General features: G+C 39.3%; 15 protein-coding genes and 1 pseudogene. 3 read left to right on the top strand and 13 right to left on the bottom strand.

Annotated elements, in window-relative coordinates; translation table 11 throughout:
* Window positions 1-508: 508 nt before the first annotated feature.
* Genes OJ16_RS17745 through OJ16_RS17735 form a run of 3 tightly spaced genes read right to left on the bottom strand, consistent with a single transcriptional unit; the run spans window position 509 to window position 4,337 of the window.
* Window positions 509-1,720 carry an MFS transporter gene (locus OJ16_RS17745; protein WP_040992595.1) on the bottom strand — a complete coding sequence of 404 codons (1,212 nt, stop codon included), beginning with the start codon at window positions 1,718-1,720 and terminating at the stop codon, window positions 509-511.
* Entirely contained in the window at window positions 1,717-2,904 is a 1,188-nt protein-coding gene (locus OJ16_RS17740) for a D-alanyl-D-alanine carboxypeptidase family protein (RefSeq protein ID WP_040992594.1), read from the bottom strand. The genes OJ16_RS17745 and OJ16_RS17740 overlap by 4 nt, the downstream gene beginning before the upstream one ends.
* Window positions 2,901-4,337, bottom strand: coding sequence for a Mur ligase family protein (locus OJ16_RS17735; RefSeq protein ID WP_040992593.1), 1,437 nt, complete (start codon window positions 4,335-4,337; stop codon window positions 2,901-2,903). Before OJ16_RS17735 ends, OJ16_RS17740 begins: the two co-directional genes overlap by 4 nt.
* On the opposite strand from OJ16_RS17735, the gene OJ16_RS17730 reads away from it, so the two are divergent.
* Entirely contained in the window at window positions 4,337-5,392 is a 1,056-nt protein-coding gene (locus OJ16_RS17730; protein ID WP_330217473.1) for a LysR substrate-binding domain-containing protein, read from the top strand. The genes OJ16_RS17735 and OJ16_RS17730 overlap by 1 nt on opposite strands.
* Window positions 5,393-5,490: 98 nt before the next feature.
* Here the strand turns inward: OJ16_RS17730 and OJ16_RS17725 are convergent, their stop codons facing one another.
* Window positions 5,491-5,790, bottom strand: a complete 300-nt coding sequence (locus tag OJ16_RS17725; RefSeq protein WP_160289879.1) for a hypothetical protein — start codon at window positions 5,788-5,790, stop codon at window positions 5,491-5,493.
* A gap of 542 nt (window positions 5,791-6,332) precedes the next feature.
* On the opposite strand from OJ16_RS17725, the gene OJ16_RS20005 reads away from it, so the two are divergent.
* Entirely contained in the window at window positions 6,333-6,545 is a 213-nt protein-coding gene (locus OJ16_RS20005; protein WP_152613866.1) for a hypothetical protein, read from the top strand.
* Between the two features lie 17 nt (window positions 6,546-6,562).
* On the opposite strand, the gene OJ16_RS17720 is transcribed toward OJ16_RS20005, so the two are convergent.
* From OJ16_RS17720 to OJ16_RS17700, 5 genes are all read right to left on the bottom strand, one after another.
* Window positions 6,563-7,213 carry an HNH endonuclease gene (locus tag OJ16_RS17720; RefSeq protein ID WP_052810377.1) on the bottom strand — a complete coding sequence of 217 codons (651 nt, stop codon included), beginning with the start codon at window positions 7,211-7,213 and terminating at the stop codon, window positions 6,563-6,565.
* Window positions 7,206-8,603, bottom strand: a complete 1,398-nt coding sequence (locus tag OJ16_RS19865; RefSeq protein ID WP_040992589.1) for an ATP-binding protein — start codon at window positions 8,601-8,603, stop codon at window positions 7,206-7,208. The genes OJ16_RS17720 and OJ16_RS19865 overlap by 8 nt, the downstream gene beginning before the upstream one ends.
* A gap of 361 nt (window positions 8,604-8,964) precedes the next feature.
* Window positions 8,965-9,135 carry a Y-family DNA polymerase gene (locus OJ16_RS19860; RefSeq protein ID WP_082030273.1) on the bottom strand — a complete coding sequence of 57 codons (171 nt, stop codon included), beginning with the start codon at window positions 9,133-9,135 and terminating at the stop codon, window positions 8,965-8,967.
* Window positions 9,132-9,521, bottom strand: a complete 390-nt coding sequence (locus OJ16_RS17705; protein WP_040992587.1) for a LexA family protein — start codon at window positions 9,519-9,521, stop codon at window positions 9,132-9,134. Before OJ16_RS17705 ends, OJ16_RS19860 begins: the two co-directional genes overlap by 4 nt.
* Window positions 9,522-9,656: 135 nt before the next feature.
* A protein-coding gene (locus tag OJ16_RS17700; RefSeq protein WP_152613865.1) for an IS3 family transposase occupies window positions 9,657-10,807 on the bottom strand; the annotation gives its coding sequence in 2 pieces (ribosomal slippage) (window positions 9,657-10,570 and window positions 10,570-10,807; 1,152 coding nt in all).
* 308 nt (window positions 10,808-11,115) lie between these two features.
* On the opposite strand from OJ16_RS17700, the gene OJ16_RS17690 reads away from it, so the two are divergent.
* Window positions 11,116-12,783, top strand: a complete 1,668-nt coding sequence (locus tag OJ16_RS17690) for a hypothetical protein (protein WP_040992582.1) — start codon at window positions 11,116-11,118, stop codon at window positions 12,781-12,783.
* A gap of 89 nt (window positions 12,784-12,872) precedes the next feature.
* Here the strand turns inward: OJ16_RS17690 and OJ16_RS19855 are convergent.
* The 4 genes and pseudogenes from OJ16_RS19855 to OJ16_RS17675 form a co-directional block, all read right to left on the bottom strand.
* Window positions 12,873-13,052 (bottom strand): annotated as a pseudogene (locus tag OJ16_RS19855) (IS256 family transposase); the annotation flags it as partial.
* A gap of 167 nt (window positions 13,053-13,219) precedes the next feature.
* Window positions 13,220-14,209: a TniB family NTP-binding protein gene (locus tag OJ16_RS17685; protein ID WP_040992580.1), complete on the bottom strand. Its 990-nt coding sequence runs from the start codon at window positions 14,207-14,209 to the stop codon at window positions 13,220-13,222.
* A 12-nt stretch (window positions 14,210-14,221) separates the two neighbouring features.
* The gene (locus tag OJ16_RS17680; RefSeq protein ID WP_040992578.1) at window positions 14,222-16,042 is read right to left on the bottom strand and encodes a Mu transposase C-terminal domain-containing protein; all 1,821 of its coding nucleotides are present in this window, start codon (window positions 16,040-16,042) and stop codon (window positions 14,222-14,224) included.
* The gene (locus OJ16_RS17675; protein WP_040992576.1) at window positions 16,035-16,721 is read right to left on the bottom strand and encodes a TnsA endonuclease N-terminal domain-containing protein; all 687 of its coding nucleotides are present in this window, start codon (window positions 16,719-16,721) and stop codon (window positions 16,035-16,037) included. Before OJ16_RS17675 ends, OJ16_RS17680 begins: the two co-directional genes overlap by 8 nt.
* Window positions 16,722-16,771 lie beyond the last annotated feature (50 nt).

Below are 16,771 nucleotides of genomic sequence, written 5' to 3'. Positions count from 1 at the left end.
AACTAAATGAATCCAAAAAATCAATATCTTCCTCATCGATAACATTTACCCCGCGATAGATGCTAAATAATGGATAACGTTTAGTAGAAGAAAAGCTCATGAATAGGAGGTAAATGAGTAAAGCAATTAATAGAAAATGGCCATAAACGATTTAGGGGGGGGCCATTCTAAATCGCGATTGGCAAGTTGTTGCGAAGCACGTTCGGTTTTGATCATTCTATGCTATCGTAAGCAGAGAGGTCTAAGAACTGAGGGAATATTATGAATGGTCTTTTCACGATTATTGGTATTGCATTGCTTATTAGCGTGTTTGCTCTTTACTCACCGCAAATCAGCAAGTGGTGTGAAAAACAGCTCGTAAAAAAACGATAGAAACGACAATAGCCCGTTTTTAACATTTGCCCCAAACAAAGGCGTCTCAGTTGTAGATACTTTGCCACCACATCCCAAACTCAGGCAAAAAAACGGTCGTTAAGCTAGTTAACAACCGTTTTAGACCCCAATCATCTTAGGCTATTGAGTGATGATGCCTTATTGAAGAGACATAAAAAACAGCACCCGCACCTGCGATAACGAACATAACCCAATACGCCCCCGTCATTCCAAACCAGCTCGCAGATATCCCCGCAGCAAGGTAGGTAAATAACCACCATAAATGAGTCAGTGAAAAGTGTGCAGCGAAATACTCTCCCGCATCACCATCACGAGCAATTTCATTGATAATGAGACCCGACGTTGTTTGAATACACGACATCCCAATCCCAAGAATAAAGCACATCAAACCGAAGCCTCCCCAGCTAGGAAGCCAAGTCCCGAGATATAATGCGATTAAAATCAACATCATTCCCCACAAATGGTAGCGCTGAGGAGCATGTTTAGACAGCCATTTGGGTAGCTGAAGTGCAACAAGCATTGAACCCAAACCGACGAAAAACATGGCCAAAGCGGTTTCTGTATCCCCTCCGTGTAATACATCATGCACATACACAACCGTATTAACGATAACCATGGCACTTGCTGCCGCAGCAGCCAAATATGCATACCAAAGAGAGCGCAATTTAGGCTCAGATAAGTAGGCAGTTAATCCATTCAAAATTGATGGTCGTTTATTTTTTACATTACCCATTGATTTATCTGGTGGAATAACGCAAAAAGCTAACAAAACAGCTGAAACAATAAAAGTAATTGCATCAAGCCAAAACAAATGGCGAAAACTTATAATCGTTAGCAGAAGAGCACTAATAATCGGACTTAAAATCTGCTCTAGGTCATAAGCGATACGGCTATAAGAAAGAGCCCGTGTATAATCCTCTTTATCAGTCAAAACTTTTGGCAAGGTTGCTTGATATAGCGGCGTAAACGCTGCTGAACACGCATTGATCGCGAACATTAGTACATACACTTGCCACAGTTGATCGACAAATGGCAGAGTGACAAATAAACTCGCCCTTATTACATCTAACGCAATTAACGCGTATTTTTTATTCCAGTGTCGACTGATAACCGAAAAAATGGGGGCTAAACCTATGTATGCCACCATTTTTATAGCAAAAGCAAAGCTTAATACGGTACTTGCATCGCTTTCAGCTAAATCGTATGCGAGTAACGCCAAGCAAACAGAACTGATCCCCGTACCAATTAACGAGATAACCTGAGCAGAGAGTAAACGGGTATAATTACTATTTCGCCACATAGATACCCGCGCAGTTTCAGTAATCATGCCCCCCCTCCGAACATATTACGAAAATCGTTCAAAAGAGAACTCATCCAGACGATTAGGCTATCTTTAAACCGCTTAAATACCGAACCTTCACCTATCTCATTGGCACTCACTGCATCAACAACTTTTACCGGCTCACCATCAAGGCTCCAAATCACTCTCCCAACAACTTCACCTTTCGCTACTGGGGCTATAATTTTCTCATTTAACTCGATTTCTTGTATTAATTTGCTGCTTTTCGATCGTGGAAGAGTCAAATAAATATTATTGTCTACGGTCACCGACAAATTATCGGATTCTCCTTTCCATATCCTTGCTTGATATATTTCTTTTGATTTTTCCGCCACAAGTAACGTGTCAAAAAAGCGAAAACCATAACTTAACAGTTGCTTAGATTCATCGGCTCGCTTCTGTGGGCTGGATGTTCCCATTACAACTGAAATGAATCTCATCTTTCCCTCCAATGCAGAGGCAACTAAGCTATAACCTGCATTTTCGGTGTATCCTGTTTTTCCACCGTCGACATCAAGCGACCTATCCCAAAGAAGTTTGTTACGGTTATATTGTTCAATATCACTCCAAGTGAAGCTACGCTCCTTATACAATTCATAAACTTCTGGGACATCCTGAATAATAGCCCTCATTAAAAGCGCCATATCCTTTGGTGTCGTGGCTATATCTTCGCCATCCAAACCATGCGCATTAATAAATTGAGTATTTTCCATACCTAGAGACTGAGCCCAACCATTCATTAAGCTCACAAATGCCACCTCATCACCCGCGACATGCTCAGCCAATGCAACCGCCGCATCATTCCCTGATTGCACAATCAAACCTAGCATTAACTCTCTTACCGTCACTTTATCGCCAGGCTTGATAAACATTTTGGATGAGTCAGGGAAGTTTGCAGACCACGCTTTTTGACTCACATCAACTCGGCTATTCCATAACAAACGACCTGAATTCATCTCTTGACCGACAACATACGCAGTCATCAACTTAGTAAGGCTTGCAGGCGCAAGTTTTAGATCCACATTATTTCCCGCAAGAACATAACCAGAATTAAAATCCATCAGTATATAGCCCTTAGCACTGAGCTCAGGAGGATCTGGCAATACAACTGCATAGCTTGCTTTACTCAAAAAAAGCCCAAATAAGAGGCGAAGTATTTGCTTTCGATTCATACAACCTCCGAGTGCTGTAATACTGCTAAATCACCAATATAGCGATGCTTTTTACCCTTACCGTCATTGAAGTATTGGAACGTCTCGTTACCTTTACCACATACAACAATTAAGTCACCTCGCTCGCTTAGCTGTTTAGCAAGCTTTATTGCTTCAGCTCTATCACTAATTTCAAAACGAGGGGTATCATTGATTAAAGAAGTTAACGCTCGAAAAAGTACATTTTGCTCGGTCCCCATGGGGTTGTCCGAAGTAAAAATAACCAAATCCGCATATTTAGAGCAAATCTCTCCCATGGCGCTCGCTTGGCGAATTCGATCACCAGTAACGCCCATAACGACAACGAGTCTATTAGCAGCATGCGCACGCACATTTTTTAGTAGTGAGCGTAATCCGTCACTATTGTGAGCATAATCTACAAGTCCAGTTGCTCCATTAGACAACTCGATAAACTGGGCACGACCATCCGGCATTTTTAGTGATTCGATCGCTTTTCCTGCGGCTTCAAGCGTCCATCCCATGCTTAAAAGTACGGCTACGATGGCTAAGACATTCTCAACGTTATAATCAAATGGCATCGGTGAGTTCACCGTCATGCGATCTTGTCCAAACACAAGATCAAAACGAGTTCCTTGTAATGTAGAAACAAGCTGGGTGGCATTTAAATCGGCGTGAGAATTCTCAATAGCAAAGGTCAACATATTCACTCTTTGAGCTGCGCGTGCTATTGCCGCATCGGCGTGTGGATCATTTAGGTTTACAACGAGTGTGCCTTGAGGTTTTATTCGATCAATTAACTGTAATTTGGCTTGTACATAACTGTCTTTGGTTTTGTGATAATCCAGATGATCATGACCAATGTTGGTGATGACACCAACTTGCAAAGACACAAAACCAGCTCTATCCTGCGATAGCGCATGGCTGCTTAACTCCATTATATTAAAATCAATGCTTAGCTTACCCATCTCATTAAATAAATTAAGTAGAGTCGCACCATCAGGGGTCGTGTTTTCTAACGGTATAGATAAGTCCGCTATTTTTGCTCCTAACGTTCCGATGTAAGCACTTCGGCAGCTCCGATTTAAGATTTGATTCAGACAATCAGATACCGTGGTCTTACCGTTCGTCCCAGTAACCCCTACATGCTTGAGCCTCAAATGAGGATGACGATAAAAGGCTTTCACTAAAGCTAAGCTTTGGTAATAACTCTCGGTAATAATCACTGGTATAGGGAGATTCATTGTGCGATTAGCAATTAGTGCACTAGCACCTCTGACAAGCGCCTCTTCGGCAAACTCATGACTATCAACACTATTACCTTGACGGCATATAAAAACATCACCTTGCGTTACTTCGGAGCTATTGGTTTTAAACTGATTAACATTCAATGACTCTAGTAACTCTAAGTGCGCAGAAATTGCAGGGCTTCGCATTGGGTATTCCTTACTTCAAAACTGCCCGAAGTATAAAAATTCATAGTGAATTAATGAAATCGAATGATTTCATTTTCTGTATTGAATACACTAATACTTATATGATGTTGAATGGAATCTATATGAACGCGGTGAATTGGCAACGTGTTGATCTTAATCTCTTACTGACTTTTGATGCTCTATTCCGTTACAGGAGTGTATCGAAGGCCGCCGAGTCTCTGCATTTAGGGCAACCAGCAACCAGCTACAATCTAAAACGGTTACGTGAGCTACTATCCGATCCATTGTTCGAACGAGACGGCAATGTAATGCGTCCAACGGCGAGAGCTTATGAGATCGAACCAAAAATCACTGCAATAATGACCATAGTCAGTCAAGACATACTGCAATCAAATACATTCGCTCCAGAAAAGTTCGAAGGGCTATTTAAGGTCGGATTTAGTGATTATGCCGAACAGATCTTTGCCCCTGAATTATTTGATCAACTGCAAATGCTGGCCCCAAACGCCAAAATATTGTTTCGGCCTGTTGACGCCAATGACTACCTTGAGGCTTTGGAGTCTCAAGCCGTTGACCTGTGTATTGGTGTGTTTACCGATCTTCCAAACAAAGTGAAAAGTACCATTCTATATCGCGAAAGACACCTTTGTACTTTCGATAACGATGTTCTTCAGTGTGAATTACCCATTTCACTAGAGGCTTATTTAGATACTCCCCAAATGATTGTCACGGCAAGCCAGGAGCTTTCAACTCAAGTTGACAAAAAACTAGCGCAGATGAAAGTAAAACGAAATGTCGTTCTTGGTACAACGAGATTCCTTACTATCAGAAGGATGCTAACAGGAAGACGAGTCCTAGCCGTAATGGCTGAAATGGTCGGTAAATCTAGCTTGATAGACGACAATTTAACTTTGTGCGAACCACCAATCGATATACCCGACTTTGATATTGAAATGCTGTGTTTGAAAGGTGATAGCCAGCACCCAAGAATCGCTTGGCTCTCAGAGTTAGTCAGACAAATCGTACAAGAAAAAGTCACATTACTACGAAGCTGATTTGTAAAATCATAATTTCATTTCCCATCGATATGCTTTGCACAGTTGATGTTATGTCTCAGTATTTCTTTAATTCCAGAAAATTGTTGATTCTTCTCCTATTTTATAGCCGGGAGGAATGACATGTTTCTACACAGCCAATTTCTAGAACCAATCTTGAAGACATAGTCCATAACCAGTTCTTTAAATGAATCATGGCTTTTCTGAGTGAACGTCGCATAAAGCGCGCTAAGCGGCTCAATATAGATTAACGATAATTGTTCGTCCCCCATAGGAAGGTAACACAAACGACCGTTGTAGCTAAAATGGATACCAACGGGATAACCACCGATATGACAAAGCACATCCAGATCGTTATATGGCGCTGAGGGCTCCAATTCAAATTGTTCGATCGGCAATGTATGCGACTTCGTAGAATATCCTGTTACTGCTTGCATCCTAACAAACTGATCATTTTTATATAGCTCGATTTTCCATTCGGCAAATAGCATGTCAAATGAGGATAACTCTCGAATGCATTGCTTAATGACCTGCCTTGCAACGAGAATTTGTTTTCACTAGGGCAAAAACAACCGCTAGCTCGACCGCGCTCTACTTCACTCACGTCATAGAAGTTGCCTTACTTTCATCAAAAAGGAATCAACATATTCCCCCCCCCCCCTGAAGCCCGTTACGTAATACCACAGAATTGAGACTGTAAAATCCGCTCACAAAGCAAGCTAATAACGACCAATGTGAGAAACAATACATAAAATTCTGAGCGAAAAAGCCTAATATATTTCAGACAAAAAAAAGAGCCGCTAAAAGCGGCTCTCAATTATTCGATTTTTCTGTTGAAACAACTGTAAAGTGATAATCACGAATCAATTAAAATCAGACACTTAACCGAAAAACAACCATATCTTGATTTTGCCAAAAACAACCATAAGTTGATATTTCTGTGAATCAAACAATTTGGCAAGACTCTAACGGTAAGAAAGTTACTTTCAGAATTCTGGCGAAAACACCTAATCACTCCTCATTTGAAGAGCTTCATCCTTTATTTAAACGCCACACACTAAACGCCACCACACTAAACGCCACCAGCGCTAGCAAGTTTTTGGACAAAACCTTGTTAGGGAGATCTGCTAAGCTGATCGCTATTGATGAATAAAAGTAAGTATAGCCCCTTTAATTATCAAGCAGTTCACGCATCCGTGCTTTAATTAAATCCACTAAGTAACTGTCGCCATTCGATTTCGCATTGCGAAGGTCTTCAGCTAAAACCATCATCTCATCAGGTTCAGGATAGCCAAAGTCCATAGAACGTTGATTCAATTTACACAACCCAATAGTGAAGTGCCCTTTTTGTGTTTTGTCCACATACCAACGGTCACGAAAAATATCGATATGGTCAGCGTAATCATCGAAGTGAGGATGGACTAACAAGAAAGCCCCTGACGAAGAGGGATACTTTCTCCGCTCTCCGGTACTAAGTGGCTTTATGGTGTCGCGTTTCCATTTGATGGAATTACAATCTGCACAAGCAACGCATAGATTTTTAGGGTAAAACATGTACTTCTTATACATTTCTTTTGGCGCAATGTGCTCAATCTGACAATTTGAAGGAGCTTGAACACTGACGTCTTTTCTACAATAAGCACATTTTGCATTTTGCTCGACTCTGTAATGACTACGAACATACTTTCTTAAAGCTTGTAATGGTTCTTTTTGCTCTTCCTTAGTCCAGTCATGGTGTGAAAAGTTTTCATCCTCAACTATTCCCTTAATTAGTTGTTTCTGTTCTTTGGAAAACACTACCTCATTTTTAATATCAGCCATATTTGCGATAAACCTCATTGAGCATTTCTACCAACTCTATAACTGGGTCATCCTCGTGTAACAAAGATAGCTGATCGTTAAGCATTCTTAGCTTATCTAAATCTTGATTATCGAATTTCTTTTCTGATTTTACCTTTGAGAATACATAAATGGCCGTTTTTATTAGATACTCGTTACTGTGTCCAGGGTTATGAAAGAGAGTGGCAAGTTGATAATCGGATGAGCGTAAACGATGCTCTGAAGCGCTTGTAAGTACCTGTTCTGTCATGTCCAATATTTCACAGTTTTTAACCGCAATATCTGAGACTATTAGAGGAGAATGAGTTGCAATTATGAAGTGGCAGCCTGAATATTCACTAAGGGATTTGTTTAAAATTTCAACAAACCTTTGTTGCCAAGATGGATGTAAGCTGATTTCTGGCTCATCTATCAATATCAACGAATTATCATCGATAGATGAGATAATGCCTAGAAATAATAAGAACAAGCATTGCTCGCCAGAGCTTCTAGAAGCTAAAGGACGCATTTTTGCACTTTCTGACAACCCTAACTCATTAAAACATTGCCCGTTAACAGTTTCAATGTTGCTAACACTGACTAGGCCGGACATGAGCAAATCTGCTAATTGCCTTGCAGAGTATGGAATAGCTGCACTCTTACATATAGAGTTGAGAAGTACACCAGAGTCACTGAAACATAGCAAAACTTCAGGTTTATCAATGATAAATTCCATTAAATAGCCTAGCTCACTAATATCTTCTAACTCAAAATGCTCATATGCATTTCGTAATGCTATTTGAGTTTCTAGAGCAACGCTTTTATCCCCACTTTTTACCTTATTTAATTCACTAAGGGAAAATATAGGTTCTAAGCTAATTTTTAGAACATCATCAAATCCAAAACTTACCAAAAACTCTCGAAGAGACCGTATTTTTCTAGCGTCATAAGTATCTCTCGCTAGAAGTTGGTTCAAAGCTGTTGATGCTATACGTGTAGACGGCAATCGATCAGGAATAAAGGGCTTAGATCCGATGTAGGCATAGTACCCACCTTGCACAAAGTCATTTTTTAATTTCCAGTTTTCAGCAAACTTTTCAAATTGGCTTGTTGATGCACAAATTAGCTTTTGGGGGACAGAATGGCCAAAGGCTTTTTCGATAGCCTCCCATTTGAAGTTTTGACTAAAGTAATCTCGACGTATTACGCTAATATCAGCAGATTCTGAACTCAACAAATTGCCATACATCATTTGGTAATAATTACAGATATCGAGTAACAACTGGGTTTTCCCACAACCGTTATCTCCAATTACTAGGGTGAAAGCATTCTCGCCAGAGCTCTCACCCTTAAACAGAGAAGTTTTACCTATTGTCCGAGCTCTAAACGCCATTAATCTACCTTTAGTAATACACAGGTTCTAATGGTCGAGTTTATCATCCACTCCTCAAATCATATAGTTACTGCTTGATCAATTAGATAAATTCAGTCGAATAATGAGGTATCAAACTATTGTAAAGGTTGCTTCTAGCTCATTTTGGGGCAGAACCGATTTAGGGCAACCTGTCAGTTCTGATTACATCGAGGAAGCGAAACCGACAGATTACATTCAAACTAATTCAATTCAGGCGTTCCTAAAAAACAAAAATGCACCAAGTTACAAGGGGAAGTAACAAGAAAGTTGGTCTTTATAACAGTTTTTTTGTTATATCTATCTGAGGTATTAGCATTACAAGGATGTAACAATAGTTAACCTAGTCCAATATGCCATTGTTTTTGACACCTACGGCTTTGGCTTTCTTATTGGACGCAACGATCATACCATCCCCATTGCTCAGTACGACAATGGCTTTATCACGTAAGTCTGGGCGAAATACCGCCTCAACAGAGCAGTACATAGAGTGAACATCACAAAGAAAAATCATGGAGTTAGAGGACGATGGCAACGAATTGATTGGACAACCACTCCCTCAATAAGTGAATCTGATTTAATGGCAACGGGTGCATATTCTTCATTGGCACTGATCAAGCGCTTCTGGTGTAAATCTAAAAGCTTAACCACGAAAAGCCCATCATGAGTTGCGACCACTACATCGCCATGCCGTGCTATGCACGCTCGATCTATCACTAACAAATCGCCGTCATAGATCCCGACTCCCGTCATACTTTCACCCTGTGCGCGTACAAAGAAGGTCGAAGACTTACGCTCACCAACAATGAGGTAATCTAAGCTTAGTGATTTTAAGGATTTATATTCCGCTGCAGGACTTTCAAATTGACTGATCCCCGCACTGGCGCTGACAAGTGACATGAAAATTCCAATGATAACTGTTTTTATATACAGCAATTATCGCGAATCATCATGTACTGTCAAGTTAATCAAAATCGATAGCTGCAATGTTGAACAGGTCATCAACATCACCTAATGTGGTAAGACCCCAGAACTCTATACACTTTCAAGTTTCTGATAATACTGTCTTTCGTATTCATTCGGTGACAGTCCACCATTAGTACCATGATTCCGTTTTGGATTGTAGAAGCACTCGATATATTCAAATATCTCAGAGCGGGCCTCATCACGAGTTTTGTAGATTCTTCGTTTTACTCTATCTTTCTTGAGCAGCGAGAAAAAACTCTCAGCAACGGCGTTGTCGTGACAGTTTCCCTTTCGACTCATGCTAATTTCCATATTGTGCTCTTTTAGGAAACTGCGCCAGTCGCTCGAGGTATATTGCACGCCTTGATCTGAGTGAACGAGTACCTGTTCACTTGGCCGTCTGCGCCAAATCACCATCAACAAGGCATCAATAACAAGATCGGTTTTTGGGCTACTTTTCATCGTCCACCCGACGACTTTTCTGGAGAATAAATCAATAACAACGGTGAGATAAAGCCAACCTTCATAGGTACGAATATAAGTGAAGTCAGTCACCCAACTTGTATCAGGTTTATCAACCGTAAACTCTCGGTCGAGGATATTTGGCGCGGCTAAATCGACTTTACCAGAATGAAAGCCTTTGTGCCGTTTATACCCACGCACAGCCTTAATGTTGGCAGATTTCATTAGTCGGTAAACCCGATTCTTACCACAGGACTCACCATCACTTTTTAAATCAATCGTGATATTTCGATACCCATATACACAACCACTCTCGAGCCAAAACTGTTTAATTTTTCCGAGCAAACGTTGATCTTCTTTGCCTCGAGAGCTGAGAGGATGTCGACACCAGGCATAGAAACCACTGCGCTCAATTCCAAGAGCACCACACACAACCAACAGCGGATACTTCTGAAGTCGCTCTCTTATGAACGTGTACTTTTCTTTGACTCCCCTGCAAAGTACACCGCGGCTTCCTTTAAAATGTCCCTTTCCATCGTAACCCGCTTTAAATCAGCCCTCAGCTGACGTATCTCAGCACTTTGCTCGTCTTCTTGTTTACGCTGCTTCTCTGGCTTATCGTACTTTTTAATCCAATCACACAAGGATTTGTAACTGACACCCAACCGCTCAGCAACAGAGCTGAGAGTATGACCTTGTTTTGTGACTTGCTGGACGGCTTGAATTTTGAATTCTTCTGGATAGCGTTTTCCGCTCATAGCAACACCTCATAGTTTGTTCAATTATATAGCTATTAAGTGTCTAGAGAAGCGGGGGCTTACCAATGCTTGGAATTGGTCAATGGTCGGTTAGGTGCTTTATCTTATTAGTAAAAGATGGAGGAACTCAATTAAGGAAATCAACGATAGTCTGACCTTATGAATTTCTACCCTTGGGAATTTTTTATGCAATCCGCAATGCATATTGTTTCAAAAAAAGGAGAACTAACTCTAAAAATAAATAACAAGTAAAAAGTCAATCATAGTGAAGGTATAACATTGATATGTTTAGCCGTAGGAAAATTAAAATGAAAAAAAACAAAAAACGCATTGGCCATTTCTTTCTAAAAAATGTTTATTTTTCGTGTAATCATGGAAAGTCATTTGTGAAAGACATTTTATACCGCAGAGTTAAACAATCTAAATATCATAGAGAAAACCCTAAACCAGAATTTGATAGAAGGCTGAAATGGGAATCTAAAAAACGGTATTTTCATGAACTAGCAATAAAACAAGGTTACAGCAGCGTTAGCAAAAAAGATTTGATTGAAAACACCATGTGTTCACTTTTCTTTTATGAAAAACCTATATCTAGCAGGGTAAGACTAATCGTTTTATTAATTCACATATCAATTTTAACTTCAACATTTATAGGCATTTTTGGCATCTATCTAGCAAATAAAGACTTTGAATTGAACTATAAAAGAGCTGACTACGATGTGGCATACAACAACAGAATGTCAGCCTACGATAGAAAAGATTCAATCAATCGATTACTGGAAAAACAAGAGTTAACTAATTTAGAATTAAGTGACTACCGATTACCATTTTCATACGCTATAACATTATTATCAAATAAATTTAATGAGTTTCGTTTAATGGATGGCTGGAATTCAGTTCTAAGCTCGTTTCAAATTAACGCAGATAATATTGTAATCAAGAACTCATCGTTCATAAGCTCAGACGTTAATATTAATGCAGTTAAATACAATATATCGACCATACTTACCAACTCAGAACTTACAATAACTGACACGAGAGACCCTTCAGTTACTAGAACCCATGATTCTGAAGATTCAGCAACCTTTAAATTCCACGATGACACCATCGACAATCAGTTGAACATAGCTTCTGTTTATCTAAACAGGTCAAAATTAAGAATAATCGATACAATAAACCATGTTAATTTAAATAATCTTTGCAATGATTACGTCCCCTCTTTAGACGTAGCATATTATTACCCTAGAGGTAAGTTTAGTACAAATAGAGACTACGAACGCATGCACCTATCAACCTGTGACTCTCCAAATTCACCACACTTCAACAAGAGCCTTATTCACGAAAGATTAACCATTATGGGTTCAGATAGCAAAATTGATATATATGGTTTAAGTTCATATCACATCAGGGTAAAAGGTAATTCCAAAGTAAAAATCGATAACAGAATTCGTTCAACCGAACATATAAAGCAATCGTATCAACTCTGGGATTCATCGGGTTCAATAACAGCAAGAATGAACAACTCTAGTTTACACACAAAAAATTCAAATGTGACTATAGCAAGCATACCAAATAAATACGATATTTTTAAAAACAAGAATGGTAATTCAAACTGGTACATTGCTTATGAAGGTAAAAATGAAATCAATTTTCACGGCCATAGCGATGAGGTTCACATTGAATTATTTGAGTATTCTGCAAACCGCCATGATTTTGAAACTCTCGATATTAACTTCCACAAAAATAGCAAAATGCAAATAGAAAGAATGTATATAATAAATAACATTTCCGACAAAGTGTCACGGCCAGACTTTTCTTGGATCTGTAAAGAGTTATCAGAAAATTTATCATCAATAAAGAGAGTTACTTTTGTAGGGAACTCATCCCCCTGTGACTTTTCCGATGTTATTTCTCACTCTGAACATGACAAGTTAAAAGAAAAGTTTTCGATAAGCATGTTACCTTATCATGAATAGAAAATAGTAATACTGCCTAGCATGAAAAAACTTTGTGTAACAGATGATTAGATTAGACCCTGTAAATAATTCTGTGTAACTGCTCTTGGTTACAAGTATTCCATTAGTCGGTCTTCGAACATAATCATAAAGCGGTTTAGAGCTTGCTTCCAGTGATGGATTGGCATTGTCCATCTCTTGGAAGCATCCATAATCGCCAGATACACCACCTTTCTAGCTGATTCATCTGTCGGGAACAGTTTACGTTTCTTGGTCGCTTTTCTGATCACTGTAGTGGCATAGTGAATTTAGCTACGAGACTTGAAGCTTTACGGAGCCTTGGCTAATTCGCTCGTTAAGAGCCTGTAGCGTATTTCTGTAAACAGTGAGTTAGCTGACGCTGTAATTCATGCTCTGCATTAACTCACGGTTCTTAGCCTCTCGGTATCATCGAGCATCAACTGAACAAATCACTGAGATCAGAACCTTTACCTTTTCGCTTACTATTTCTAAAGTAATCTTCCCAACCCAGCGTTTTTGGTGGTGCCCGTAACATATCTTTTGTAATGCTGGCATTTTCTAGGAAAGGGTTTTTCCACGTTTTTGGCTTGTCGCCAGAGGTCAACTCAGACGCAAAAATAAAATCTTCGTTCTGAATTGACGCATGATTATTATCAATGGCTTCAATAGACGCTTGGTAAATTAGATTTCTAAGGGAGCGCATATTACCTTGCGAAAATGCATAAAGCTTTTTCTGCAACTTTTGGTTTGCCAGTCCCGATTTTTGTTCAAATGGGAGAGCTTCATCAAGGTGATCTAAAAAGGTCTTAAATATACCCTCACCGTTTTGGTAACTAAATGGAAGTAAATTGAACTGAATAGAAAATCTACCTTGCAGTTGAGAGTTTGCTTGTAACACCACTTTGGAGTAAGGCATACCAAAAAGCACGATAGGACATTTCGATTTGTTTAGTATCATTTTCAGCCAGTTACCAACCCGTGTAAGAATCTTGTTTGATGACTCTTCTACTAAGTGTTGAAATTCATCAATAATTATCAGCCTAATACCCAATAATGGTATTAGTTCCACTACTCTTTTCGTCAATATGGCTATATCGGTCTCGTAAAGTGCAAGGGGGTCATCTAACTTCAATAACAACTCTCTCGCAGCATCAACCGGTTTTGAATTGTCTGGTAACTCTATATGAAGAACTGGAACAGTATCGCCATGCACATCAGAATCGCCTTCATTCTGTTTAAGGTACTTTTTAATTATCGTTGTCTTACCTACTCCTGAGGCTCCGTATACCATCATACAGGTCGGCTCTGTTTCTAAATCCGAGCACTCTCGGCACCTATCCATATATTTGAGGACTTTGGTTACGTTCGGAGTTGAAACAAATGCTCTTTTCGCCATGCTAATACGAATACTTCTATCATCATCCATATCGATATTCTCCTAGACGTAATCGATACCCCAAGCATCATTATCATCAACATCTGGTTCATTTTTTTCAGTATGTATATAGTTTTCGGTCATATCCCGTTTCAGCGATTTTGCTCTCTCTGCATTCTCTTGATATCTTGCTCCACGCCGTTTGTTCCGGATTGCGGTTTTCTTTTTATTCATTGATTTGTCGACAAGCTCTTCAATAGCAATCTCTGCGTCTACCTCTGCATCTTCATCATACTCTGAGTTATACAACTTACGTTTAATCGCCATATTTTGCTTATGCTGCCAAAATGAAATCGTTGATGCGTATTCAAAATCTATCGCAGGAACAGCGAAATACTCTTCGTTATCCTCATCAAGTACCCAAATCAATCCCATATTTTCGATATTGTATTTGAACTTAACTTTGTGGTCGCCTTTAATACCACGATATTCCGATAAACGTTCACTACTATATGAGAGCCCGGTAGCAACTGTTACCCCTTCTTTCCTAAGCATTTTTTGACCGTATTTCGCAAACCTGAAATCGAGCTCTTCTACCGTTCCAACAAATTCATCGGGTCTCCATAACTTAGAGCCTTGCCTCCAAGTAACGTTTGGACAGTTTGTTCCTCGAGTATTTGATTTTTTATGGTAAATATCTACCAACCACTTCAAGTAAATTTCTTTAATTTCATTGAGAGTTAGCGTCGCCTCACCAATTGAGTCATAACCTTCCCTTTCGAGATAGTTACTAAACGCTTTTCCTGGAAGATCATTCAGTAATAAGCTATTGCTCGTGCCAAATTGACGCTCAACATGAGGCTTGTTATCTGGTGTTTCTACTTTGTTCTGATGGATATTTATAAGCAGACTCTCACACGCGTTAGCAAAGTCTTTTGATATAAATTCTTTACCATTATCAGTCACTAACAAATCTGGAATGCCATAGCACGGCCATTCATTTTCCACTGATGGGAAATCAGCTAATAACTTCTCTTTATGTTGGATTGCATTTTTTAACGCCAGAGCTACTGAAGCATAACTTGGAGGCTCAAATCCCAAGAAAAATCCAATCACTGCTTTGCTATAACAATCAACCAATTGGGTAAGATAAGGTCTTCCGATCGCAACACGGTATTCATCGTGCACGACAAACAAATCAAGAACAGTGTGGTCTACTTCGACTCTTTCCAGAATATTTGCCGTTAATATTTTTTTGCCCATCTTCCTAAACTCACGCTTTGCCACTCTTGGTCCTTTTAGCGCGAGCAACTTTTCGAAAGGTGTTTTTTTATGGACTCTCTTACGAATAGACTCGTAGTTAGGGTATTTGAAATGAGTAGCATGAGATAAGTTGTACTGCCTGATCTTCCTTCGCACTCTACGAAATGCTGAATTAATATTTATTTTTTCTGCTGAGATTACCTGATTAACCGCTTGATCCATAAAGTCTGATACTACTTGTGGAACTTTAATCGTTCTATTACCTCGCTTCCTTGTTTTGGGTACTAAAGAAACAGGGTCAAAACCAGATTTTCTAAATATGAGCCACCAACGGTAAATCGTAATTGCACTTGGTATAGGTCGTTGATTTTCCTGCTGCAACGACACCCTCAATGGCTCAATCGTTTTAACGTTTATTTGTTCACACTGGACGTTTACTTGCTTGAGCAATCGCAAACGAAACTTCACTTCTTTCAATGTTTCGTCATCAAATGCCGACAATTCAGTGAATGTTGTGCCTTCACCCAGCAAACTGACTTCAGCGTCGCTAATATTTTCGTTCGACTCACAATTTTCGGCATCTGCTTTTCGATAAAAATTAGCAAAGGTGGTACTAGCCATATCTCAACTCAAGTGTCGTATCAGCAGTAATTGGAACTTCTAAGTTGGTATCGAGTAAGCACTTTGATAATAAATCGCAAATAATTGGCATTATGTAAGGCTTAGATATACCTGTTTTTGAGATAAGTGTGTTGACGTTCAGAGAGCCAAAACGGCGAAAGATAGATAAGACTAATTGCTGAATTTCCGTTAAGTCACTTCGTGATGCATATCGATGAATTAACTTAAGATTATTAAGAAGTGGGGCAACTCTAATCTGTGACTCTTCGATTAATTCTAATTCAACACCCAGTCGTTTAGCGGCTAATCTTTTGGCTTCAAACTCTCTTTTGAAGTCGCTTTTAGATACTTCAAAGTCACTTTTTACTTCATAGAGGATTAATTCCCCTGTATCGAACTCTGCTAAAAAATCTGGAACATACTTATGTTTTTTACCATCTAAGACATAAGTATATTTAATAGGCTGAGAGCAAAATCTGGTGATGCTTTTTACAAAATCAAAATGAAAACAAGCATCGAATTCCAACGTAGACTCAACAGATACTCTGTGACCCATTTTTACGCTAGCGAAACGATGAATATTTTTGCCTCGAGATTTTGTCAAGTTACGTGCAGGGGTCGTAAAAGCACTTTCAAGTGCATCAGAAACTACTTGGGAGGAGGTTAAATGGCGATCCATGATATATTGCCTCTTTCACCATATGTCGTAAACTTACAAAAGTATGGTAT

Origin of the sequence: Vibrio renipiscarius, assembly GCF_000827885.1 — a bacterium.
Taxonomy (GTDB): domain Bacteria; phylum Pseudomonadota; class Gammaproteobacteria; order Enterobacterales; family Vibrionaceae; genus Vibrio; species Vibrio renipiscarius.
Note: the sequence above shows the minus strand (reverse complement) of the source record. Positions and strands in the feature narration are given on the sequence as shown.